This is a genomic window from Candidatus Methylomirabilota bacterium (genome assembly GCA_027293415.1).
Taxonomy (GTDB): domain Bacteria; phylum Methylomirabilota; class Methylomirabilia; order Methylomirabilales; family CSP1-5; genus CSP1-5.
Genome location: JAPUFX010000042.1, coordinates 1 through 19,685, shown reverse-complemented (window position 1 = coordinate 19,685; position 19,685 = coordinate 1). Strand labels below are relative to the sequence as shown.

The 19,685-nt window shown below is 56.3% G+C and carries 21 protein-coding genes; 8 read left to right on the top strand and 13 right to left on the bottom strand.

Features of this window, described 5'->3' with window-relative positions:
• Positions 1 to 134 precede the first annotated feature (134 nt).
• On the top strand, positions 135 to 416 hold the full coding sequence (locus O6929_03040; protein MCZ6479371.1) for a hypothetical protein: 282 nt from the start codon (positions 135 to 137) through the stop codon (positions 414 to 416).
• Between the two features lie 7 nt (positions 417 to 423).
• On the opposite strand, the gene O6929_03035 is transcribed toward O6929_03040, so the two are convergent.
• Positions 424 to 735, bottom strand: a complete 312-nt coding sequence (locus tag O6929_03035; GenBank protein MCZ6479370.1) for a non-heme iron oxygenase ferredoxin subunit — start codon at positions 733 to 735, stop codon at positions 424 to 426.
• A 93-nt stretch (positions 736 to 828) separates the two neighbouring features.
• Between O6929_03035 and O6929_03030 the strand changes: the two genes are divergently transcribed.
• Entirely contained in the window at positions 829 to 1,548 is a 720-nt protein-coding gene (locus O6929_03030; protein ID MCZ6479369.1) for an SDR family NAD(P)-dependent oxidoreductase, read from the top strand.
• A gap of 67 nt (positions 1,549 to 1,615) precedes the next feature.
• Here the strand turns inward: O6929_03030 and O6929_03025 are convergent, their stop codons facing one another.
• From O6929_03025 to clpB, 4 genes are all read right to left on the bottom strand, one after another.
• Complete coding sequence (locus tag O6929_03025; protein MCZ6479368.1) at positions 1,616 to 1,912, bottom strand: YtxH domain-containing protein; 297 nt, start codon at positions 1,910 to 1,912, stop codon at positions 1,616 to 1,618.
• 6 nt (positions 1,913 to 1,918) lie between these two features.
• Positions 1,919 to 2,329 carry a DUF948 domain-containing protein gene (locus O6929_03020; GenBank protein ID MCZ6479367.1) on the bottom strand — a complete coding sequence of 137 codons (411 nt, stop codon included), beginning with the start codon at positions 2,327 to 2,329 and terminating at the stop codon, positions 1,919 to 1,921.
• Positions 2,326 to 3,510: a CoA transferase gene (locus O6929_03015; GenBank protein MCZ6479366.1), complete on the bottom strand. Its 1,185-nt coding sequence runs from the start codon at positions 3,508 to 3,510 to the stop codon at positions 2,326 to 2,328. Before O6929_03015 ends, O6929_03020 begins: the two co-directional genes overlap by 4 nt.
• Positions 3,511 to 3,649: 139 nt before the next feature.
• The gene (clpB, locus tag O6929_03010; GenBank protein ID MCZ6479365.1) at positions 3,650 to 6,247 is read right to left on the bottom strand and encodes an ATP-dependent chaperone ClpB; all 2,598 of its coding nucleotides are present in this window, start codon (positions 6,245 to 6,247) and stop codon (positions 3,650 to 3,652) included.
• Between the two features lie 169 nt (positions 6,248 to 6,416).
• On the opposite strand from clpB, the gene O6929_03005 reads away from it, so the two are divergent.
• The 4 genes from O6929_03005 (at position 6,417) to O6929_02990 (ending at position 10,134) form a co-directional block, all read left to right on the top strand.
• Complete coding sequence (locus O6929_03005; GenBank protein ID MCZ6479364.1) at positions 6,417 to 7,418, top strand: uroporphyrinogen decarboxylase; 1,002 nt, start codon at positions 6,417 to 6,419, stop codon at positions 7,416 to 7,418.
• The gene (ribB, locus tag O6929_03000; protein MCZ6479363.1) at positions 7,415 to 8,551 is read left to right on the top strand and encodes a 3,4-dihydroxy-2-butanone-4-phosphate synthase; all 1,137 of its coding nucleotides are present in this window, start codon (positions 7,415 to 7,417) and stop codon (positions 8,549 to 8,551) included. Before O6929_03005 ends, ribB begins: the two co-directional genes overlap by 4 nt.
• Positions 8,548 to 8,970 carry an HIT family protein gene (locus O6929_02995; GenBank protein MCZ6479362.1) on the top strand — a complete coding sequence of 141 codons (423 nt, stop codon included), beginning with the start codon at positions 8,548 to 8,550 and terminating at the stop codon, positions 8,968 to 8,970. The genes ribB and O6929_02995 overlap by 4 nt, the downstream gene beginning before the upstream one ends.
• 75 nt (positions 8,971 to 9,045) lie before the next feature.
• Complete coding sequence (locus O6929_02990) at positions 9,046 to 10,134, top strand: ABC transporter substrate-binding protein (protein MCZ6479361.1); 1,089 nt, start codon at positions 9,046 to 9,048, stop codon at positions 10,132 to 10,134.
• Positions 10,135 to 10,348: 214 nt separating this feature from the next.
• Here the strand turns inward: O6929_02990 and O6929_02985 are convergent, their stop codons facing one another.
• From O6929_02985 to O6929_02975, 3 genes are all read right to left on the bottom strand, one after another.
• Positions 10,349 to 10,894, bottom strand: a complete 546-nt coding sequence (locus tag O6929_02985; GenBank protein ID MCZ6479360.1) for an AAA family ATPase — start codon at positions 10,892 to 10,894, stop codon at positions 10,349 to 10,351.
• 874 nt (positions 10,895 to 11,768) lie between these two features.
• On the bottom strand, positions 11,769 to 12,167 hold the full coding sequence (locus tag O6929_02980; GenBank protein MCZ6479359.1) for a MerC domain-containing protein: 399 nt from the start codon (positions 12,165 to 12,167) through the stop codon (positions 11,769 to 11,771).
• A gap of 16 nt (positions 12,168 to 12,183) precedes the next feature.
• Positions 12,184 to 12,762, bottom strand: a complete 579-nt coding sequence (locus tag O6929_02975) for a redoxin domain-containing protein (protein MCZ6479358.1) — start codon at positions 12,760 to 12,762, stop codon at positions 12,184 to 12,186.
• Positions 12,763 to 13,307: 545 nt separating this feature from the next.
• On the opposite strand from O6929_02975, the gene O6929_02970 reads away from it, so the two are divergent.
• The gene (locus O6929_02970; protein ID MCZ6479357.1) at positions 13,308 to 14,387 is read left to right on the top strand and encodes a type IV toxin-antitoxin system AbiEi family antitoxin; all 1,080 of its coding nucleotides are present in this window, start codon (positions 13,308 to 13,310) and stop codon (positions 14,385 to 14,387) included.
• On the top strand, positions 14,377 to 15,213 hold the full coding sequence (locus tag O6929_02965; protein ID MCZ6479356.1) for a nucleotidyl transferase AbiEii/AbiGii toxin family protein: 837 nt from the start codon (positions 14,377 to 14,379) through the stop codon (positions 15,211 to 15,213). Before O6929_02970 ends, O6929_02965 begins: the two co-directional genes overlap by 11 nt.
• Before the next feature lie 401 nt (positions 15,214 to 15,614).
• Here the strand turns inward: O6929_02965 and O6929_02960 are convergent, their stop codons facing one another.
• The 5 genes from O6929_02960 to O6929_02940 all read right to left on the bottom strand — a co-directional run.
• Complete coding sequence (locus O6929_02960; GenBank protein MCZ6479355.1) at positions 15,615 to 16,088, bottom strand: hypothetical protein; 474 nt, start codon at positions 16,086 to 16,088, stop codon at positions 15,615 to 15,617.
• A 172-nt stretch (positions 16,089 to 16,260) separates the two neighbouring features.
• Positions 16,261 to 16,458, bottom strand: a complete 198-nt coding sequence (locus O6929_02955) for a hypothetical protein (GenBank protein MCZ6479354.1) — start codon at positions 16,456 to 16,458, stop codon at positions 16,261 to 16,263.
• A gap of 123 nt (positions 16,459 to 16,581) precedes the next feature.
• On the bottom strand, positions 16,582 to 17,607 hold the full coding sequence (locus tag O6929_02950) for a transposase (GenBank protein MCZ6479353.1): 1,026 nt from the start codon (positions 17,605 to 17,607) through the stop codon (positions 16,582 to 16,584).
• Between the two features lie 217 nt (positions 17,608 to 17,824).
• Positions 17,825 to 18,259, bottom strand: coding sequence for a hypothetical protein (locus O6929_02945; GenBank protein ID MCZ6479352.1), 435 nt, complete (start codon positions 18,257 to 18,259; stop codon positions 17,825 to 17,827).
• Positions 18,260 to 19,091: 832 nt separating this feature from the next.
• A partial coding sequence (locus O6929_02940; protein MCZ6479351.1) for a hypothetical protein occupies positions 19,092 to 19,685 on the bottom strand: 594 nt, incomplete at its 5' end.

Here is a 19,685-nt window from a genome sequence, read left to right as displayed (position 1 = left end):
ACTCCGACCCTTCTCTCTTGAGAAATCTTCTAGCTCCTACGTGATTCAGGTCAGAAAAGGCACCTTTACAGGCGAACGCACGGCGGGCTAGTATTGCGCGCAGAATTAGGCATAGATAGCAAAGGAGGCTCGGAATGCGATGGCAAATGTGGCTTATCGGTTTCCTTACCTCTCTTTACCTTTTAGCACCTCAGGCCTGGGCCTGCGATTCGATGGGTCCCAATGGTCATGTTGGGGAAGCCCTGAGCGTGAGCCCGTCCGCCATCCAGATTCGAGACTTCCAAACCGGAAATCCCCTCAGCTTTCGGGCGACGGCGGAACAGCTCAGCGGTATCAGGCCAGGGGACCGGGTCATGATCACATTCAAAAAGGAGGGTGAGGTACTCGTCGCGGAGAAGATCAGAACCCTTCGTTGATTTGTCTTCACGGGCGTTCGATGAGGATATCCCCTCCCTCCGCCTTCACCCGGTAGCTAGGGACAGGCTCGGAGGCAGGTGGGCCCATTGCTTCCCCGGTCTTGACATCGTACTGGGCACCGTGCCATGGGCACGTCACCGTGTCCCCATCCAGGTCCCCCTCCGAGAGGGGGCCGCCCGAGTGGGTGCAGATGTCGCCGATTGCGTAGAAGGTCCCGTTCTCATTGAAGAGGGCGATCCGTTCTCCCTCCAGTTCCACCAGGATTCCCGTTCCGGCAGCAATATCTTTGGTCTCAGCGACCTTGATGAATTCGCCCATAGTTCCTCCCTTGCAGCATCTGGCAATGGGTGCATGACGGTGAACGCGTGAGTAAAGCTAACAGATGGATCATGTGATTGGCAAGGGGTCGGTATGAAGCTCAAGGAAAAGGTGGCCCTGGTGACGGGCGGGAGTCGGGGGATCGGCAAGGCGGTCTCAGCTGCGTTTGCGCGGGAGGGTGCCGAGGTCGTTGTGACAGCCCGGGACCTTGGGTCTCTCGAAGCCGCGGCAAAGGAGATCCGAAATGCCGGAGGGCGCGTCGTAGCGCTTCAGGCGGATGTGGCCGATCGACATCAGGTCAAGGATCTCGCTAAAGAGATCAATCGGCGATTCGGTCGGTTGCACGTCCTGCTCAATAACGCTTCTTTGCTGGGTCCCCGAGTACCAATCGTGGAATATCCTGAAGAGGAGTGGGAGGCGGTGATAGCCGTCAATCTCAACGGACCCTTTTTCGTCATCAAAGCTTGTCTGCCTTTGATGACTGCTGCCGGTGAAGGCTCCATTATCAATGTGAGCTCGGGCGTCGGCCGGGTTGGGAAACCGCGCTGGGGGGCCTACGCCGCCTCTAAGTTCGGGTTGGAAGGGCTCACCCAGGTCCTGGCGGCCGAACTACAGCCTCTCCATATCCGCGTGAACGCCGTCAATCCGGGGGGGACCCGCACCACCATGCGGGCTGCCGCCTATCCCGAGGAGGACCCCCTGACCTTGCCAACCCCGGAAGAAATCACCCCCATCTTTGTCTATCTCGCCTCAGACGCTTCCCGCGACGTCACCGGCCAGTCGCTCGAGGCCCGCGATTTTCTGTCCCGCTAGCCCGAAAAGCATGATGCCCGGGACGGCAGTCCCGGGCATCATTTGCGGGGGCGTCTTGCCCGTAAGATCAGTCAGAAGAAGATGTGAGCTTTTCCCGCTCTCGCTTGAAGGCATCCTTCCCGGCCTCAAAGGCGGAGAGGACGGAATCTCGGCCCTGGTCGATCACGTCATCGACTCGCTCCCGGACCTCCCCGGCCACATCCCCGGCCCGCTCCTGGAGATCTTCGGTGAGCCGGCGGATCCGCACCCGGGTGCGCCTTCCTGATTCTGGAGCGTTGAGCAAGGCAGTGAGAGCTCCGAAGGTACCCCCGAGGAGAAAAGCCAACGCGAGGGCCGCCCCGCCAAATCCACGTTCATCACTCATTGGAAATCACCTCCTCCTTTTTAAAAAGATTTTCCGCAGTAGATACCAGCTTCCCGTCTTGAGTCCTACTAACAAGGCCGCAAAGGAAAGGAGATGCGGGTGGATGCTGGTCCGGATAATGTCGCTTGTGTTTCGGAGGGTCTCACCGAATCCCTCTAGGGCCTTGACGGTACCGCTCAACTGATCCATGTTCTTATGGACCCCTCCCGAGATCTGGTTCACGTTATGCACTGCCTCGCGAACCTCGCCCACGGTCTGACGGACATCCCTCTCGGTCGATTCGATCAGGGTATCGACCCGACTCAGTATCTGCCGGGCCTTACGAATCATGGGGACGAGGGCGATGACGACTGCCACGGCAGCGAGGGCGATGAGTCCGACAGCGACGGCAATGATGATGTCTAGCGGCTCGTTCATGCGATGATCTGTTCCTGCTTTAGTGCATCAATCGTCTGTGCCTCGAGCCCCAGCCACTCTTTGAAGACGTCGGCCGTATGTTCGCCGAGTCGTGGCGCTGGACGGTCGACGCGACCGGGAGTCCGTGAGAGTTTGATGGGTGACCCGGGAAGGCGGGTCACCCCGACCTCGGGATCGTGGATGGCAGCGATCATCCCTCGCGCCTGAACCTGAGGATCCGCCACCACTTGGTCGATGCGGTTAATGGGACCACACGGGACGCCTACCTTTTCCATGACCTTGATCCATTCCCGGACTGTTCTGGTCTTCGCGACATCGGCGATGACGGGTTGCAGGGCTGCATGGTTTTCCGCGCGCAAGGCGTTCGTGGCAAAGCGAGGGTCTTGTAACAAGTCTTCACGACCGATGATGCGACAGAAACGTTCCCAGTGGGGGGTCCCCACGGCAAAGATAACATAACCGTCTTTGGCTTCAAAGGCCTCGAACGGTGCGATCGAGGGGTGGCGGGCACCTAGCGGTCCCGGAATCTCGCCGGTGGTAGTATACCGGATAATCGCATTCTCCAGAAGGGCGACCTGACAATCGAGCATCCCGATATCCACCATCTGTCCCTCGCCGATCCGTTCCCGGGCCTGCAGGGCGGCGAGGATGCCGATGACCGTAAAAAGGCCACCCACGAGATCGCCAATGGCCGGCCCGGTTTTTAAGGGCATCCCTCCCGGCTCACCCGTGATCGACATGATTCCCCCCATCCCCTGAATAACCATGTCGTAGGCGCCTCGGTGCCGGTAGGGGCCAGTCTGACCAAAGCCAGAGCAAGCGGCATAAATCAGCCTCGGGTTGACCTTGGTCAATGCCTCGTACCCGAGGCCCAGGCGGTCCATGGTTCCGGGACGAAAGTTTTCCACCAGGATGTCGGCCCGGGCAGTGAGCTGTGTGGCGAGATCTCCTCCCTTCGGATTTTTGATGTTGAGGGCTACGCTCTTTTTGCCCCGGTTGATGCTCATGAAATAGGCACTCACACCGTTCAGGAAAGGACCGACGCCTCGGGCCTCGTCACCCCGAGTGGGTTCCTCGATCTTGACCACCTCTGCTCCCAGGTCCGCGAGGATCATGGCGCAGTAGGGTCCCGCCAGCACCCGGGAGAAATCAATGACCTTAATGCCGTCCAGGGGTTGCATCGGAGTGCCTTGGTTCACGCTTCACAGTTCAGGGTTCAGAGTTCATGGCCCATACGAAAGCAGGTGTTCTCTCCAAGAACAGGAAACCGCAGGTAGGATCCCAACGACGACTTCTGAACCATGAACCATGAACTACGAACTATGTCGTGGGGGCCGCTGCGGCCTTGCTGAATTCCACTTGGCCGTCCTTGGCATCGACGAGGATGTGGTCGCCCTCCCTGAACTGCCCCTCTAGGATCCGTGTGGCCAGCGGGTCTAGCACGAGCCGTTGCAGCGCGCGCTTGAGAGGTCGTGCCCCATAGACCGGATCGAAGCCGACCTCGGCTAGGTGGTGTTTGGCCTCTTCCGAGAGGGTGATCTCGATCTTGCGATCGGTGAGCCTCCGCTTCAGTTGCCCGAGCTGAATCTCCACGATCTGCTTGATTTCGGAAATGCCGAGGCGGTGGAAGATGATGACCTCGTCAATCCGGTTGAGGAACTCCGGACGGAAGTGAGTCCGGAGTTCCTCCCAAGTCCGTTTGCGGATTTCTTCCTCGTCGGACAGTTCCTGAATGAGGTGGCTACCCAGGTTCGAGGTCATGATGATGATCGTGTTCCGGAAATCGACGGTCCGACCCTGCCCGTCGGTCAGCCGTCCGTCATCCAGGATCTGGAGCAGTATGTTGAAGACATCGGCGTGCGCCTTTTCGATCTCGTCAAGGAGGAGGACGGAATATGGACGGCGTCTGACTGCCTCGGTCAGTTGCCCCCCTTCTTCGTAGCCTACGTAGCCGGGAGGAGCGCCGATCAGGCGGGAGACCGTATGCTTCTCCACGTACTCTGACATATCGAGACGGACCATGGCCCGCTCATCATCGAAGAGGAACTCGGCGAGTGCCCGCGCCAGTTCCGTCTTGCCCACCCCTGTGGGGCCCAGAAAGATGAACGAGCCCAGGGGGCGGTTGGGATCTTGGAGCCCTGACCGGGCGCGGCGGATGGCGTTGGCAACAGCGCTGATGGCTTCATCCTGGCCCACCACCCGCTCCTGAATCTTTGCCTCCATCTGGAGCAGTTTCTGTGTCTCCCCCTCCAGGAGTCGAGTCACCGGGATGCCGGTCCACTTCGCCACGACCTCGGCGATATCCTCTTCGTCCACCTCCTCCTTGAGCATCATGCCTTCTTTCTGGATGGCCTCGAGCTTCTGTTGCTCGGCATCGAGTTCTCTCTGGAGCTGGGCGGTGACGCCGTAACGGAGCTCCGCCACCTTGCCGAGGTCCCCTTGCCGTTCGGCCTGCTGCTCCTCCACCCGGCTCTGCTCGAGGCGTTCCTTGATCTCTCGAATTTTGCTGATGACCGCTTTTTCCCGCTCCCAGCGCGCCTTCAGTGCACCTGATCGCTCGCGCAGATTGGCGACCTCTGCCTCCAGATGTGTGAGGCGCTCCTGGGAGGCCGAATCTGTTTCCTTCCGGAGGGCCTCCCGCTCTACCTCGAGCTGGCGGATCCTGCGCTCCACCTCGTCGATCTCGGTCGGCATGCTTTCAATCTCCATCCGGAGACGGGAGGCGGCCTCATCGATGAGATCGATGGCCTTGTCCGGCAGGAAGCGGTCGGTGATGTACCGATGGCTCAAAACCGCGGCCGCGACCAGGGCAGAGTCCTTGATCCGGACGCCGTGATGCACCTCGTACTTCTCCTTGAGGCCCCGGAGGATCGAAATGCTCTCTTCTACTGTCGGCTGACCAACGACGATCGGCTGAAACCGTCGTTCCAGAGCCGGATCCTTCTCGATCCGCTTCCGATACTCGTCCAGCGTGGTGGCACCGATGCAGCGGAGTTCACCGCGGGCCAGCGCCGGCTTGAGCATGTTGGAAGCATCTACCGCCCCCTCGGCGGCTCCCGCCCCGACCAGAGTGTGCAGCTCGTCGATAAAGCAGATGATCTGCCCCTCCGCCTCGGTGATCTCCTTGAGAACTGCCTTCAGCCGGTCTTCAAATTCCCCACGGTATTTGGACCCGGCAACCAGCGCGCCGATGTCTAATGCCACGACCCGCTTGTTCTTTAGGGACTCGGGGACATCCCCATTCGCAATCCGTTCCGCTAGCCCCTCCACGATGGCGGTCTTCCCCACGCCGGGCTCGCCGATCAGGACTGGATTATTTTTGGTCCGGCGGGACAGGACGTGGATGACGCGGCGGATCTCGTCGTCGCGGCCGATGACCGGGTCCAGCTTGCCCTTCCGCGCCAGATCGGTCAGGTCCTGGCTGTACCGTTCCAGGGCCTGATACTTCTCCTCCGGATGTGGGTCGGTGACCCGTTGCCCGCCGCGCAGGGCGGCCAAGGCGGCATAGACCCCATCCTTGCTGACGCCCGCCTCCTTGAGGATTCGTTCGACGGCACCACCCGCCTGTTCCACAATGGCGAGAAGGAGATGTTCGGTCGAGACGTACTCGTCCTTCAGATGCTCCGCCTCCTGAAGGGCTGCCTGAAGCACCTTTTCGAGATGGGGCGTGAGGTACACCTGCCCCTCGGCGCCCTGGACCTTTGGGCGCCGCTCGAGCTCTTCGCCGAGTTTCGTTCGAAGGAGCTGAAGGTTCGCACCGAGCTTCTGGAGCAACGGGGGAATTACGCCATCGTGCTGTTCCACCAGCGCGAGCAGCAGGTGCTCCACGTCGATGGCCTGGTGCCCCATCTCGACGGCGTGCCGGCGGGCGGCATCGATCGCCTCCTGGGCCTTGATCGTGAACTGATCAAACCGCATCTCGTTTCCCCCTCAAAGCAACGAAAAATAAGGCAAAATTGACGATAACACGCTGCGTAGATGTTGTCAATGAGCCCGGCAGCCCCTTCGAGTCCACCACTGGAGTCGTTGACACCCTTTTGCGCCCTCTCTATGATAAGATGCCAAATCATCAGAGGCATTTGCACGCATGACGCGGGGAAAAATGACTAAGGCAGAGCGGATTTACGCAGCGATAGAGCGCAAAGCGGTCGACCGGCCCCCGGTCAGTTTCTGGCGCCATTTTCCCGACGTGGATGAGGACCCGTTCACCTTGGCTGAGGTCCTTCTCGCCTTTCACGCCCACTATGACTTAGATTTCATCAAGGTCATGCCCACCGGGGTCTACTGTGTGGAGGACTGGGGCTGTCGAGTGGCGTACCGCGGCAGCCTGGAAGGCTCCCGGGTTTGTATCGATCATGCGGTGAAGCACCCGAACGACTGGAAGGGGATCCGCATCCTCGATCCCAAGGAAGGGGCGTTGGGCCGAGAACTCACATGCCTTCGCGAGGTGGTGAAGGGACGCCGGGACGACGCCCCGATCCTTCAGACCGTCTTCAGTCCTTTGACCATCACAAAAAAGCTGGCTGGTGATGAGCGATTCTTGGACGACCTGCGGGAAAGGCCTGCCCTCATCCATGCAGCCCTCGAAGCGGTCACCGAGACCATGAGTCGATTTGTGGTCGCCTGTCTGGGATCCAAGGCGGACGGGATCTTCTTTGCCACGCAGGTGGTAGCGTCCGACCTCTTGACCGCCGAAGAGCACCGAATCTTCGCAGAACCGTACGACAGGCGGGTCTTGGAGCAGGCCGCCAAGCGGAGCTCTTTTTCCATCCTGCACGTCCACGGTCTGGATATCCCGTTCGATGTGATGGCGACATATCCAATTCCAGCCATCAACTGGCATGACCGGCGAACCGCACCCTCTCTGGAAGAGGCACAGGAGCTGTTTCCCGGCGCAGTGGTGGGCGGGCTCAATGAGATCGAAACCCTTCGGAAAGGACCAGAGGAAGCAGTCCGGGCTGAAGTCAAGGATGCCCTGAGGCAGACAGGGGGCCTCGGGCACATCCTGGCGCCTGGTTGCGGGTTTCCCGTTGATGTTCCCGAGGCCCACCTCCGGGCAGTCCGGACCGCAGTCGAGGAGTGGCAATGAACGATTATCCGGTGGAGCAAGCGATCCGGGCCCTCCGCGAAGGCCTGATGGTGGTGGTGGCCGATGACGAGGTCAGGGAAAGTGAAGGTGTGCTGATTCTCGCGGCGGAGCGGGTGACCCCTGGAGCAGTAAACATGATGGCCCGCGAGGCCAGGGGTATTGTCTGTGTGGCTCTCACGGGGGAGCGCCTTGAGGCCCTCAAGATCCCGGTCATGATTCCGGAGCAGCCGGCTTCCGGGGACATCACCTATTGTGTCTCGGTCGATGCCAGGGCGGGAACGACCACCGGCATCTCGGTCTATGATCGCGCCGCCACCATTCAGACGTTGGTCGATCCCAAGGCTCGGCCCGAGGATCTGGTCCGGCCCGGCCACATCTTTCCGCTGCGGGCTAAGGAAGGGGGAGTCCTCACCCGCGCGGCACAGGCGGAAGCTGCGCTTGATCTCTGTCGGCTGGCCGGCCTCTACCCAGGGGCCGTCCTTTGCGCCATTCTGACGGAGGAGGGGGAAGCCGCCCAGTTCCCAGAACTTCAAGCCTTTGTCGATCGCCACGGCCTGGCGATTCTAACCGTCAAAGCGGTGATCGACTTTCGGATGCGGCGAGACAAGCTCGTCAAGTGCCTCGCGACCACCACGTTGCCCACTGAGTACGGCACCTTCCAGAGCAACCTGTACGAGAGCCAGGTGGATGGCCGGCATCACCTGGCTCTGGTCCTGGGTGAGGTGACGGCTTCAGACGAGGTGCTGGTACGGGTGCAATCCGAGTGTCTTCCCGGCGACGCCCTCCGGTCGCTTCGCTGCGACTGCGGTGAAAAGCTCCGCGCCTCCTTAGACCTCATTGGCAAGGCAGGAAAGGGGGTCCTCGTTTATATCCGGGGGCCGGCCGGCGGAGTGGGGTGGACAAACCACCTCACACCTCCAGACAGTCCCGGGCCGCCTGAGCCCCCTCGGGGTCGGATGGACCTCCGGGAGTACGGTATTGGCGCCCAGATCTTGGTCGACCTGGGCCTCATCCGGATCCGGTTGCTGACCAGCAATCCTCGGCGCATCGTGGGACTGGAAGGCTTCGGGCTTCATGTGGTCGAGCGGGTTCCCATCGATTTGACCGGCAAGAAAGCGCAAGGTGCCCAGTGAGCGGGTGCCTCTTTTGCCAGATCGCTCGGGGCGACCGACACGCCCATACGGTGTTCGAGAAGGAAGGGACGGTTGCCTTCCTCGATATCTTTCCCTGCACGCCTGGGCACACGCTGGTCATTCCCCGCCAGCACTACCCAACCCTAGACGAGATGCCTGCCGAAGAGGCCGGGAGGCTTTTTCACGTGGCGGCTGTGGTGGCCGGGAAAGTTCAGGCGGCCATGGGAGCGGCAGGCTTCAATCTAGGGGTCAATAACGGCAAGGCGGCCGGGCAAGAGGTCTTTCACGTCCACATCCATATCATCCCCCGGTATCCGAACGACGGAGGCGGCAGCATGAAGAGCGTAGCCCGGATGAGGGGCGAAAAAGATATCGAACAGATTGCCACAAAGATCCGCCAGACCTTCACTCGCTCCTGAAAATTTCCCATCGGTTTCAACTTCAATCCGGTCCGAGCTTCAGGAGCAGAAGCCACGGCCATGCAGGAGGTGCCGATGGAACGGCGCAAATTTCTTTTGACGGCTGGAGGGGCGCTGGCGGCCACGGGTGTGACGGTCGTCGACGTGCCACACGTCATCGCCCGGCCTAAGTATCAGTGGCGCATGGTGACGACGTGGACCCACTCGCTTGATGTACTGCAGGGGAACGCCAAAAGATTTGCACGGATCGTCGAAACGATGAGCGACGGTCGCCTCAAGATCAAAGTCTTCGCGGCGGGCGAGTTGGTCCCGGCCTTCGGCGCCTTCGAAGCTTGCCAACAAGGGACGGTCGAAATGTACAACGGCGCAGCCTACTACTGGGCCGGAAAGGAGCCGGCGACGCAGTGGTTTACGTCGGTCCCCTTTGGCATGAACGCGCAGGGTCAGTACGCCTGGTGCTATGCCGGGGGCGGGCTCAAGCTCTGGGAGGAAACGTACAAGCCCTTCGACCTTGTGCCGCGTCCATCTGCCTCCACGGGGGTGCAAATGGGAGGGTGGTTCCGGAAAAAAATCAAGACGATTACTGACTACAACGGCCTCAAAATCCGGATTCCCGGCCTGGGCGGCAAGGTGGTGTCAAAGGCCGGCGCAACGGTCGTCCTGATACCTCCCGGCGAGATTTACCCAGCCCTCGAACGCGGGGTCATCGACGCGGCAGAGCTGGTCGGTCCTCACGACGATCTGAAACTCGGGCTTTACCAGGCCGCTCAGTACTACTATTATCCCGGCTGGCACGAGCCCGGAGCCATAACTGAATTCGTGTTCAACCGTAACGCCTACGAGTCGCTCCCGGTCGACCTGCGCCGAATCCTGGACTGTGCCGCCATGGCGATTCAGACGCTGGCGTACACGGAATACGATGCGAAAAACGCGATGGCGTTGAAAAGGTTCCGCACGGAATTCCAGGAAAAAGTGGAGATTCTTCAGTTTCCGGCGGAAGTGATGACGGCGCTGAAGCAGCTCGCGGACGAGGTCAAGCGAGAGGAATCTGAAAGGAGTCCGATGGCCAAGAAGGTCTATGCGTCCTACACCAAGTTCCAGCACTTGATCAGCGACTGGGGCCGCATTTCCGAAGCCCCCTACCACGCACTCATCGCCGGCTGACCTTTCTCAGCGTATCGGCACCAGTTTTCGGATCTTTCGTAGGCTTTGGGAGTGGGCGCTTTTGTCAGAACTCGGCTCACCTTTCCTTTATGGTCACTGTTCTGAATCAAAACGTCCAAGAAGGATTGCTTCTTATTGACATAAGCATCTGGCATATAGTCGAAGCTTTCGGTGGGATTCGTGGTTTGCGGATGGGTGGCTTGATTCAGGCGAGTCAAGAGATCGTAGACGGATTAGGATTGCGGTCAGACATTGGTAACCGGGGAACTTCCGTCAACAAGCGACTTGACCCCAATGCCAAGAGAGCAGCGAAATCCAAAGCTCCGATCTTCAAGGTCTCCTTGTTTCCCCACCACTCCTTTATCTTCTCCCCCGAGATCACTTCTTCGTCCAGCCACTCACAGTCTGGAACCCTTTTGACTGCCAGAGTGCTGATCTCGTATGGGTCCTCGCCAACACAGCGGATTTGTCTGCCGACGGTCAGCGTCTTGTTGTCCATCCAAGGGCCAAACTGCTTCATCTCCCAATTGCTGAGATTGTCGAAAGTAGCTACAATTCTGATGGGGGAGTTTGTATCGTGATTGTAGAAGGCTTCATCACTGACGCCTCTGACTGTTCCGTCAAAAAATAGTCGGAGGGCCTTCAGCACGTTGGACTTTCCACTATTGTTCCGTCCAACAAGGGCGAGAATATCGCTTGGGTAAATAGTGGCTTCTCTCAAGGAGCGGTAGTGTTGAATCTGGAGTTTCCGTATTTTCATGTCTCATCGTCCGGACACATAACTATGGCTTATCTTGTTCCGTATAAGACCCCAGTTCTTCTCTTCCTGCGGTATAAGATCCCCCGGTTCTACTGGCGGGGGAGCCGTGTAAGTCGCATTGTTTCAAGTATTTCCACCATCTGCGCTTAGTCCCCCGGGTGTCATATATGGTTCCGTATAAGACCCCAGGTTTTCCGCAGACTCAAAGACAATCTACGGGACTTCGAACTCCTTTTCGCCCCGAGCCAAAACATGGGTGTAGATCATCGTCGTACTCAAATATACCCGAGAAGCATGGACCCTACGGTCCACCCGCGCTGACATGCTGCTTTCAAGACACCAATGCCCGAGGGCCGATGCCCACCGGGCGTCCTCAGGCAAGTCATTGAGAACCAAGTCATTTGGAGGAGGCACAGCGAGATGCTTCCCTTAAACAATTTATCTTATTTCCGAAGGATCAAGATCGTCAAGGGATTTGTCAGATCCCAGGCGGCACAAGATCGCGGTCTACGGCGTGGGATGTCGTCGTGGCTGTCATTAGCACGCAGCGCCGTCAGGTGGATGATTGGCTGCGGGTCGGGGGCCACCCTTGGGTTACCCCCTGATGGCCACGGGAGGCCGTCAAGCCCCTGAGAAGATTTCAACTACTAATCGCTCCGAGCCAGGTTACTGGTTGTAATCTGCACTGCGGTCGATACAGGGTGGTGAAGGGACACGCTTAGCAGTATTGAAAAGCAAAACGCCTTCCCGGACCGTGCTCCGCCCGAGAGGGCGTCTGAATGCTTGGTGCGTCCTTGGTTGTGCCAGAGGTGGGCTCGGGGGGCTATGGTCACCCCGGTTTCATCTGTTGTTTCTCCAACCCTTCGTCACACGGCTACGGGTGGTCTGGCACACCCGCGGCAGGACGCTCGCACTTCTTCAGACGCCAGTCCCAGACCGTCGCTGTGATCAGGCCAGCAAAGCCCATTATTTCAACAATCCGGCTGTACGAGCCAAACATCGCCCAAAGGACCAAGATGGCTCCGAGCGCCGCAATGACCAGCGGGCCTTTCACACGGTGCTGTCGGTAGCTCAGCACAACACCCAAGAGCGCCAGGAGTGCAAACAGGCTGATCGCCCCCGCCCACACGCCTTTGTTGATCGCCAACGTGACCCCGAGCAGCGATAGCAACGTAACAATCGCCATCGTGCCATAGCAGGCAGCGATGGACAGAAGAGTGCCTGCACCGGCCAACCACCCAAACCTTGGGGTTGCGTCGGGTCTTTCTGCCATTACGCCTTGACCTCCCCTACTCTCCTGTCTTGTTGATTTTCTCTAACTCGCTCAACAGCACGTCATTCTGCAGATACCGCCCATCCTCGTCGAACCCGGTCATGATCCGTTTGAACCGCACGATGCCTTGCTTGTCCACAATGAAGTACGCCTGTTTGGCCGTGGAAATAGCCCCGATCTTTTGTTCCACACCGTACTTCTTGATGGTCTTGAGATGCGGGAAGTCGCTGAGGAGGGGATACGGTAGGTCGAGAGTTTTTGCGAAGGCTTGTTGCGCATACGGATTGAACACGCTGATCCCGAGGACCTCGGTGTCCATGTCCTGAAACTCTTCATAGCCAAACCCGCGTGCCCGATGTGCTGCCTCGCAGCCGGGATGGAAATCCATGATATAAAACTCGATGAGCACATTCTTTTTCCCGGCAAAGTCACTTAGTCTGATTTTGCCCCCGGTGGTACTCCGTAGTTCGAAGTCCGGCGCTTTCTCACCCACCTCCAAGGCAGCGCTTACCCCCGGCAGGACGAACCCAAGCACCAGGGCCGTCAACAGCCGCACAGGCCAAGCTGCTAGGATATTCCATTTCCTTCCCTTCATCACCTCTCCTCCTTCCTCGCACTTCTGAAAACAAAAACGCCCTTCCCAGGCCATGCTCCGCCTGTGAGGGCGTCTGAATTCGTATTGCGCCAACGTTTGTGCCGAAAGTGGGCTAGGAGCTATGCCTACCCCGTTTTCCATCTCCGCTTTCCCTATCAGGGGCTATAGCATCGCCGAAGACGTGGTTTGTGTCAATGCCTTGGTGCAATCCCCTTTGGTTGTCGCGGGCAGGCCGTCAAGCCCCTGGGAAGATTACAACTACAAATCCTTGGCTGCGGTTGCCCATACCCCGGGGTGGAACGGGACTCCCGGGGCGGGTAACCGGGAGTTGGACCTGTCAAGGCGGTTGCGGATTGGTTGCGTTTTTAGGTCACGAAATGTCACGTTTTGCTGCGTCCTGCACACCCAACTCATTGAAATTATTGATTTTGTCCGGTTCGAAGCCCAGAACCTTTTCAGCTTCTTGGCCCGTGTCGGTAGAGTTGTCTTGTTCACTGATTTCTGATGTTCACTTTTAGTGAACATTGTGGTAGAGTGAACATGCTATGAGCAAGGATATAGACAGGGAAGTTCTTCAGGCGTGTGAAATCCAGTTGCAGGCCCTTCAGCCGGTAAAGAAGGTGGAGTTTAAGCCCCAGATCGCTCGTCTAGAGCGCCGTGGGTTGGATGGCGAAATTGTCCTTCATACTGACATGGGGCGGTTGACCTATTTTTACGAGGTAAAGAAACGCCTAAGTCTGCCTCGACTTGAACATCTGCTTCTACATATGCGCCAATACGCCCGCGAGGCCAAAGCGCGGCCCCTCCTTTTCGCCGACTACGTCCCTCCCCGCTTGGCAGAACGCTTGATCGCGGAAGAAGTGAACTTTGTCGACGGAGCAGGGAACGTTTACGTCCACTGGCCTGGGAAGCTACACATCCATCTCCAGGGAGGGAAACCAAAGTATCTTTGGGAGACTCGGACAGGACGGCTCACCCAACCAAGCGGCCTCCAGGTCGTCTTTGTCCTGTTGGCCGACCCCCAAGCCGTCTCCATGCCTTATCGAGAACTAGCAGAGGTAGGTGGGGTGGCCCTTGGCTCCGTCGGTTGGATAGTACGTGAACTAAAAGCGAAGGGGTATCTCGAACAGAAAGGCCGTGACGAGTGGATCCTCATCCGAAGGCGAGAGCTACTTGATCTTTGGGTGGGAGGTTACGGAGATCGATTGCGTCGGAAATTTTTGATAGGCCGTTTCCAGCCCCCGGAACGGGATCTAAATCAGACGGTTGGTAAATTCGAAAGTAACGCGGAAGCAGTTGGAATTACCTGGGCGTTGACAGGTGGCTTTGCGGCTGACGCGTTGACGCGCTATTTTCGAGGCGATCAACTCAGCGTTTTTGTATCTGAATGGCGCGCAGAGCTAGTGAGAAAATTGAAGTGGCTTCCATCTGTCCATGGACCGGTTGCAATATTCAGACAATTCTCGCCACTTGTCGTTTTTAAGGGGAAGCAGCCGTTTGACTTTCCGGTTGCTCATCCTCTGCTAGTTTATGCCGAGCTAGTCTATCAGGGCAGAGAGCGTGAGCTAGAGGCTGCGAAGTCCATTTACGACCGGTATCTCACCTTTTTTATCGATGGCAATTGATCCTAAGGCAGTTCCAGCGCTGAAGATCCTTGCACAGATTTTCGCCGAGGAAAACCGGACCTTTGTGCTGATTGGCGCCACGGTTCCTCAAATTGTCGTCGATATACGCCAGGGGGGTGAGTTTAGTGCCCGAACGACGCGTGACGTCGATGTCGTGGTGGAGGTGGCCGATTGGGAAGACTTCGAAGCGATGCGCCAACGTCTCTTCAAAGTAGGATTTAAGCCAGGATCAGCCCCCCATGAGCTCTTATTTGGACCGGATGTGTTCTTCGATCTTATACCTTACGGCCCAGGGGTGGTGCAGAACGATCACCTAGAATGGCCGGGGACCGACCGGATCATGAGCACCTTTGGCATGGAGGAGGCCTTTGAATATGCTGAGCACGCCACGGTTGCGTCTGACCTTTCGGTTCGCGTGGTTCCGATCCCCGTACTGGTGCTCTTAAAGATCATATCCTACACAGACCGTCCCGAAGAGCGTGCGCGAGACCTCAGCGACGTGGTGAGATACTTTGAGCACTACGAGGAGGGAGATGGTGAAAGCCGGCGGTTCGAAGTTGGAGAGGTGACAGTGGAGGCTCGCCCGGTCGAGTTTGAGGAGGCTGGTGCATACCTGCTAGGGATTGAGGTGGCAGAACTGGCCAAACCGAAATCGTTGATACCGGTCCGGAAGTTTGTCACGGAATTCTCTGACGAATATGCGAGGCCTATTCTTCAGGTCATGAGGGAGGAGGGACGTATACTCAACAACGAAAGACGGAGGATTGAGATCTTCCGTCTCTTCAAAGTGTTCGCTGCGGGGCTGACTGAGGGAGCCAAATCGTGAGAACACACCGCGGAGTTGGTTGCGGATAGGTTGCGTTTTTAGGTCACGAAAGGGCACGTTTTGCCGCGTCCTGCACACCCAAGTGCTTGAAGTTATTGAATCTATTTAACCTTGCGGAGGATTCGTAATCAGCAGGTCAGGAGTTCAACCCTCCTCGCCGGCTCCAGGAATTTCCGAGACAATTCCTCGATCGAACCGCCCGGTTGCTGCCATGTCTTGCCACTCACGAGTAAAGATTTGACCCCAGTCCCAGTGAAATTGCTATCCTCCGGCAACCGGTTTGCCGCGTCGTGGATCTGGCCACTCACCAAGTGGAGGGCGTTTGTGACTAGCCGATAACCGAGGCCGACGATTGGGGGGAAGGATTCTTGATGGAGTGCGGAAAATGGAGGGAAAACAAATCAGAGATACTCGTGGGATAAATGGGGAGTTTTCTTCCGAACAATTTCTGCTAGTTCCCGATAGCGGCTTATGGTCTTGCCAATATAGATTTTGTTCTTCCCATCCCTAGCTATCAAAAACACGCCTAGGTCACTCCAGAATGTAGCCCACCAGCTGGGTCTGGAGATTCTTCCGATCTCCTCCCACCTTATCTCGCACCTATCGCCCCTCTTCGATATACCTTCGATACGATCTTCAAAAACCTTAATCGTCCATGGCTTGCGCAGAAGTTTTCTTCTTTCAAATTCGAGACCGATAGTTCCCCCCAGAAGAAGCAGTCCTAATAGGAGTTTCTCTCCGATTGTAGAGGTCTCGTTAATGTAGACAAGGAACAAACCTGATATCCCTATGAGTAAGCCAACGAAATAAAGCCAATAAGTAAGCCTCCAGTACTCGAATATTCTCTCTTCCATACCGATACCGTGCATGGGCATAAATAGTCAGATCTCTTGTCGGATAATTCCATCCCCCGGCTTTTCGGACCGGACTCGGAACTGCTTGTCCCTACGCATCATACCTCATTTCCTGACCCGAGAAAAACGAAGGGCGCCGAGCTGGTGCCCGCCGCCCTGGGATGCTTCCCGCATACTGAGCCTACCTGCTATTTCAGAGGATGCCGAGGAGCACCCCGAGAAGCTGCAAAATACCCACACCAAGCGCAATAGCGCCACACCACTTGAGAACGGTCACATGTCTCGGCCTTACTGCCAGTTCTCTTTGTAAATCCGCCCACACCCATTCGGGCTTGAGGGCAAGAAGAAGAATGAAAAGTCCAACGAAGATGTTAAGAATTGCCCAAAACACGTGACTCTCTCTTTTCCATCCTGACACCAGCTCACTGATTGAGATAGCGTATGAGTATCCGCCATAGCAAAAGCATAAATGTAATTAGAAGAAGAGGGACGTCCATGAAATTATAAAAAACGTCTATTCCTCCCACAGGCCAAATGCTTTTGCCTTGGCTACTTTCTCCCCCCGCCTGACCGAGATACTCACCGCCGGCTGCGAAATCTTCAGCTTTCTGGCAAGAGCTGTGGCACCGGCGCCGAGCTCCCGCACAGCCCAATAGCAAAATAGACTCCGCGCGTGTACTCTCCGTCGCTGCTTTCCAGGGACATATATGTTTTCCGGTTCTATCTCAAACAGCGAGGCGACGCGCCGGGCCATTTTCTCGAGATCATAGCCTTGGGCCTGTAGTCGATACGTGCGATCAAGTTTCTCTTCACTGGCTTCAAGAACCTCTATGACAAACCTCCTGTCCCCCAGGATCCTTTCGTCCCCCTTGAGTCGGTCACCCCCCTTTCGTACCGTCCTCACCGCAGCCCATCCGCCGAGGCTCCGGGCGAGACCTCCACTTACGAGATCTGGTCTGCGCCCCTTTTCTATCCCCTCCTGTACATACGTTCTATACCGCCTCCGGGCACCCGCAACCTTTTGGCCAAAATGACCAAGCACATAATCGACGTCCTGCCAGGTGTTTTCCCTTTTTCCGAGAATGATACTATGCCCTGTATACGGATAGGTATCCAGGTTGCTCAGGCCTGACACTATTTTTGCCCGGAGCGGATTGAGGTGAATGTAGCGCACCAGTTCCAATAGATACGGGGCTTGCTGGCATAGAATCGACTTGTAGCGGTTTTGAAACAATGGGCCGTGTCGCCGGTGCCGTCGGTTATAGGTGACTGCATAACCGGTGAGAAGTCGTCTCATGACTGTGGCAATGGGGCCCGTGCCGGTTCTCAGCAAAAGGTGCACATGGTTGGGAAGGAGAGCCCAAGCGTAGCAGACGGTTGACGACTCAGTCAGAATACCACTGAGTCGATCCTCAAAATGATCCCTGTCGGTGTCGTCCTGAAAGACCCTCTTCCGCTCTATTCCTCTGATAATGATATGGTGGAGAGCGCCTGGCGCGTCGATGCGGGATTTGCGTGGCCTGCTGGCAGTATCGCGCAAAACATTTGCGTTGTAAAATTATAATTTTATGGACGTCCCCCCCCGCCGTCCCCCCCCCGCTACTTTGGCTACCGCTAAGTGCTGTGGATCTGCTAATTTCAAAACCATTTCGTTGACTCTGCCTACTTATTGACGAATTTTTCCTTGATGTTCCCCTTTTGCCCCGCGATCACGTCAAGACAGGGTGGGTCCAACGGTTTGTTAGCTTGCAGATTCTTTAACCAATCTTTTTCCTTAAATTTGAGGACGGGTAGGGTCCCTTCCCACGCAAAAAACGTTCCACTTTGTAACCTGAATCTTTTGTCCCCACCATTAACAATCTGTAATAGAATTCCTCGTTGTTTTTTTTAGCCAATAGATATATATTCATTGCTTTTTGACCTGGGATTGGCTCGTACTCCATGGAATTAATAGTTATGGGCGTGGAATCTGGATGCATTCGTTCTATTATTTCCCTAAATCTTTCGGAACTTAAAGAACTTTTTGTCCTTTCAGATAATAATGAATAACCTACTTCAATATTTCCATTAATGAATGCGGCCTCCGCAAATTCTTTCGCTTTGGAAGCCGCCTTTTTCTCATCATGTACAATAATATTGATACAGCTATATAAAACGAGAGATCCTAATATTAAATATATCGCCTTTCTCATCCCTGTTAATTCTCCTCGCCCTCAGACGCGGCTGGATCTGTTGCGACGACGGGTCACCCCTGAGGGTTCCTGCTCTTAGTTCGCTCCATCGTACAGAAGCTCGGTACCCGACACCTCCGACAGTCCTCTGGACCCTCCGCCCTAGTCCATCATGGGCAAAGCTCGCTCTGTTCATTGAGGGGAGTTGGTTGCGCGCATTCTACGTGTACGTCTTCCTAACGTCATTCCGTGAGATTCCCATTGGGTCATAAGTCAGGCTAGTGATACCCCACTGGGTGAGCTGATTCTGTAAAAAGTTAGCTGCGGGGCGAGGCGATTAGAAGTAATACAACAGGAAGAAAAGGTCTTCCGATGGCGTGCTTAGACTTCCTATTTAGCATCCTTTGATCTCTATCGAAGAGTTAAGAGATTTAACTGTCGAGACAAAATCGTGAAAGTCATGCATTTGACTGAACAGTTTTAATGTCCCAGTAGAATGCCTGACTCTTACCTGGCCAGCAAGCAAAGGGTATGCCTTGATGGATTTAATTTCCTCTGGTGAGAGCACAACTCGTTTTAAGGGGCTGGAAAATTCAATAGAACCGTCCTCTCGAATTTTAATCTGAAAGGGGACCCTGAGGACCTGATACCAAAGCCACAGCAAACATGCCATCCAGAAAAAAGTGAACCATCGCTCTGGCCCTGATGCATAAAAGAACGCTATAAAGACGCCAAAGAGTGTTGCAAGGCTCAGGGCGGAATAATTTAGAATCAAAATCGATTTGGTCAGGTTATACGTCTTCAAATTGAAATCACGAGCTTTCGTATAATGTTTTGGATAGATTCTTAATTCCTACCAGACATGGAAGCAGGTAAAGGAGACGCCCGGAGGGCCGCCGAACCCTGCCTCACCAAAGTAGCCATCCTTGCGACTGTAGCCAAATTGGAACGCGGCTCCACCATATTGCACCTGTGTTGCGCAATTCAACCCTGGAGATGGATCTGAAGGGGAATAGGTTACTGCGGCACTGGCCGGTGTTAGGCCAGTTACAATTCCGCCTCCCAGATAGGGATGGAGCCCCGTACCACCAATCATGACACCGAATGTTACGCCGGGACCCCAACCTATATTTACGTTAACATCGTAATACCATAGGCCGAGCGGATCAATAAATCTTGTGGGGGCGTTGTTTGCATATAAAAAGGCATTCGCAAATGCAAGGCTAGAGATTACGCCGGTGCGTCCTATGTTCCCAGGGGCTGAGATAACAAAAATGGGTGCACGGTTTCTTGACCGCGGAACAACCATTACGATCGCGGTGTTTAGCTTGGCAAATGTGTAGTTCACAACATCTTCAGAGAGGAAACGCTTGTAGTTCGGACTGTAGTACCGGGCGCGGTAGTAATATAAGCCTGTCTCGTCATCCTCGCGCCCGGTGTACCTGAA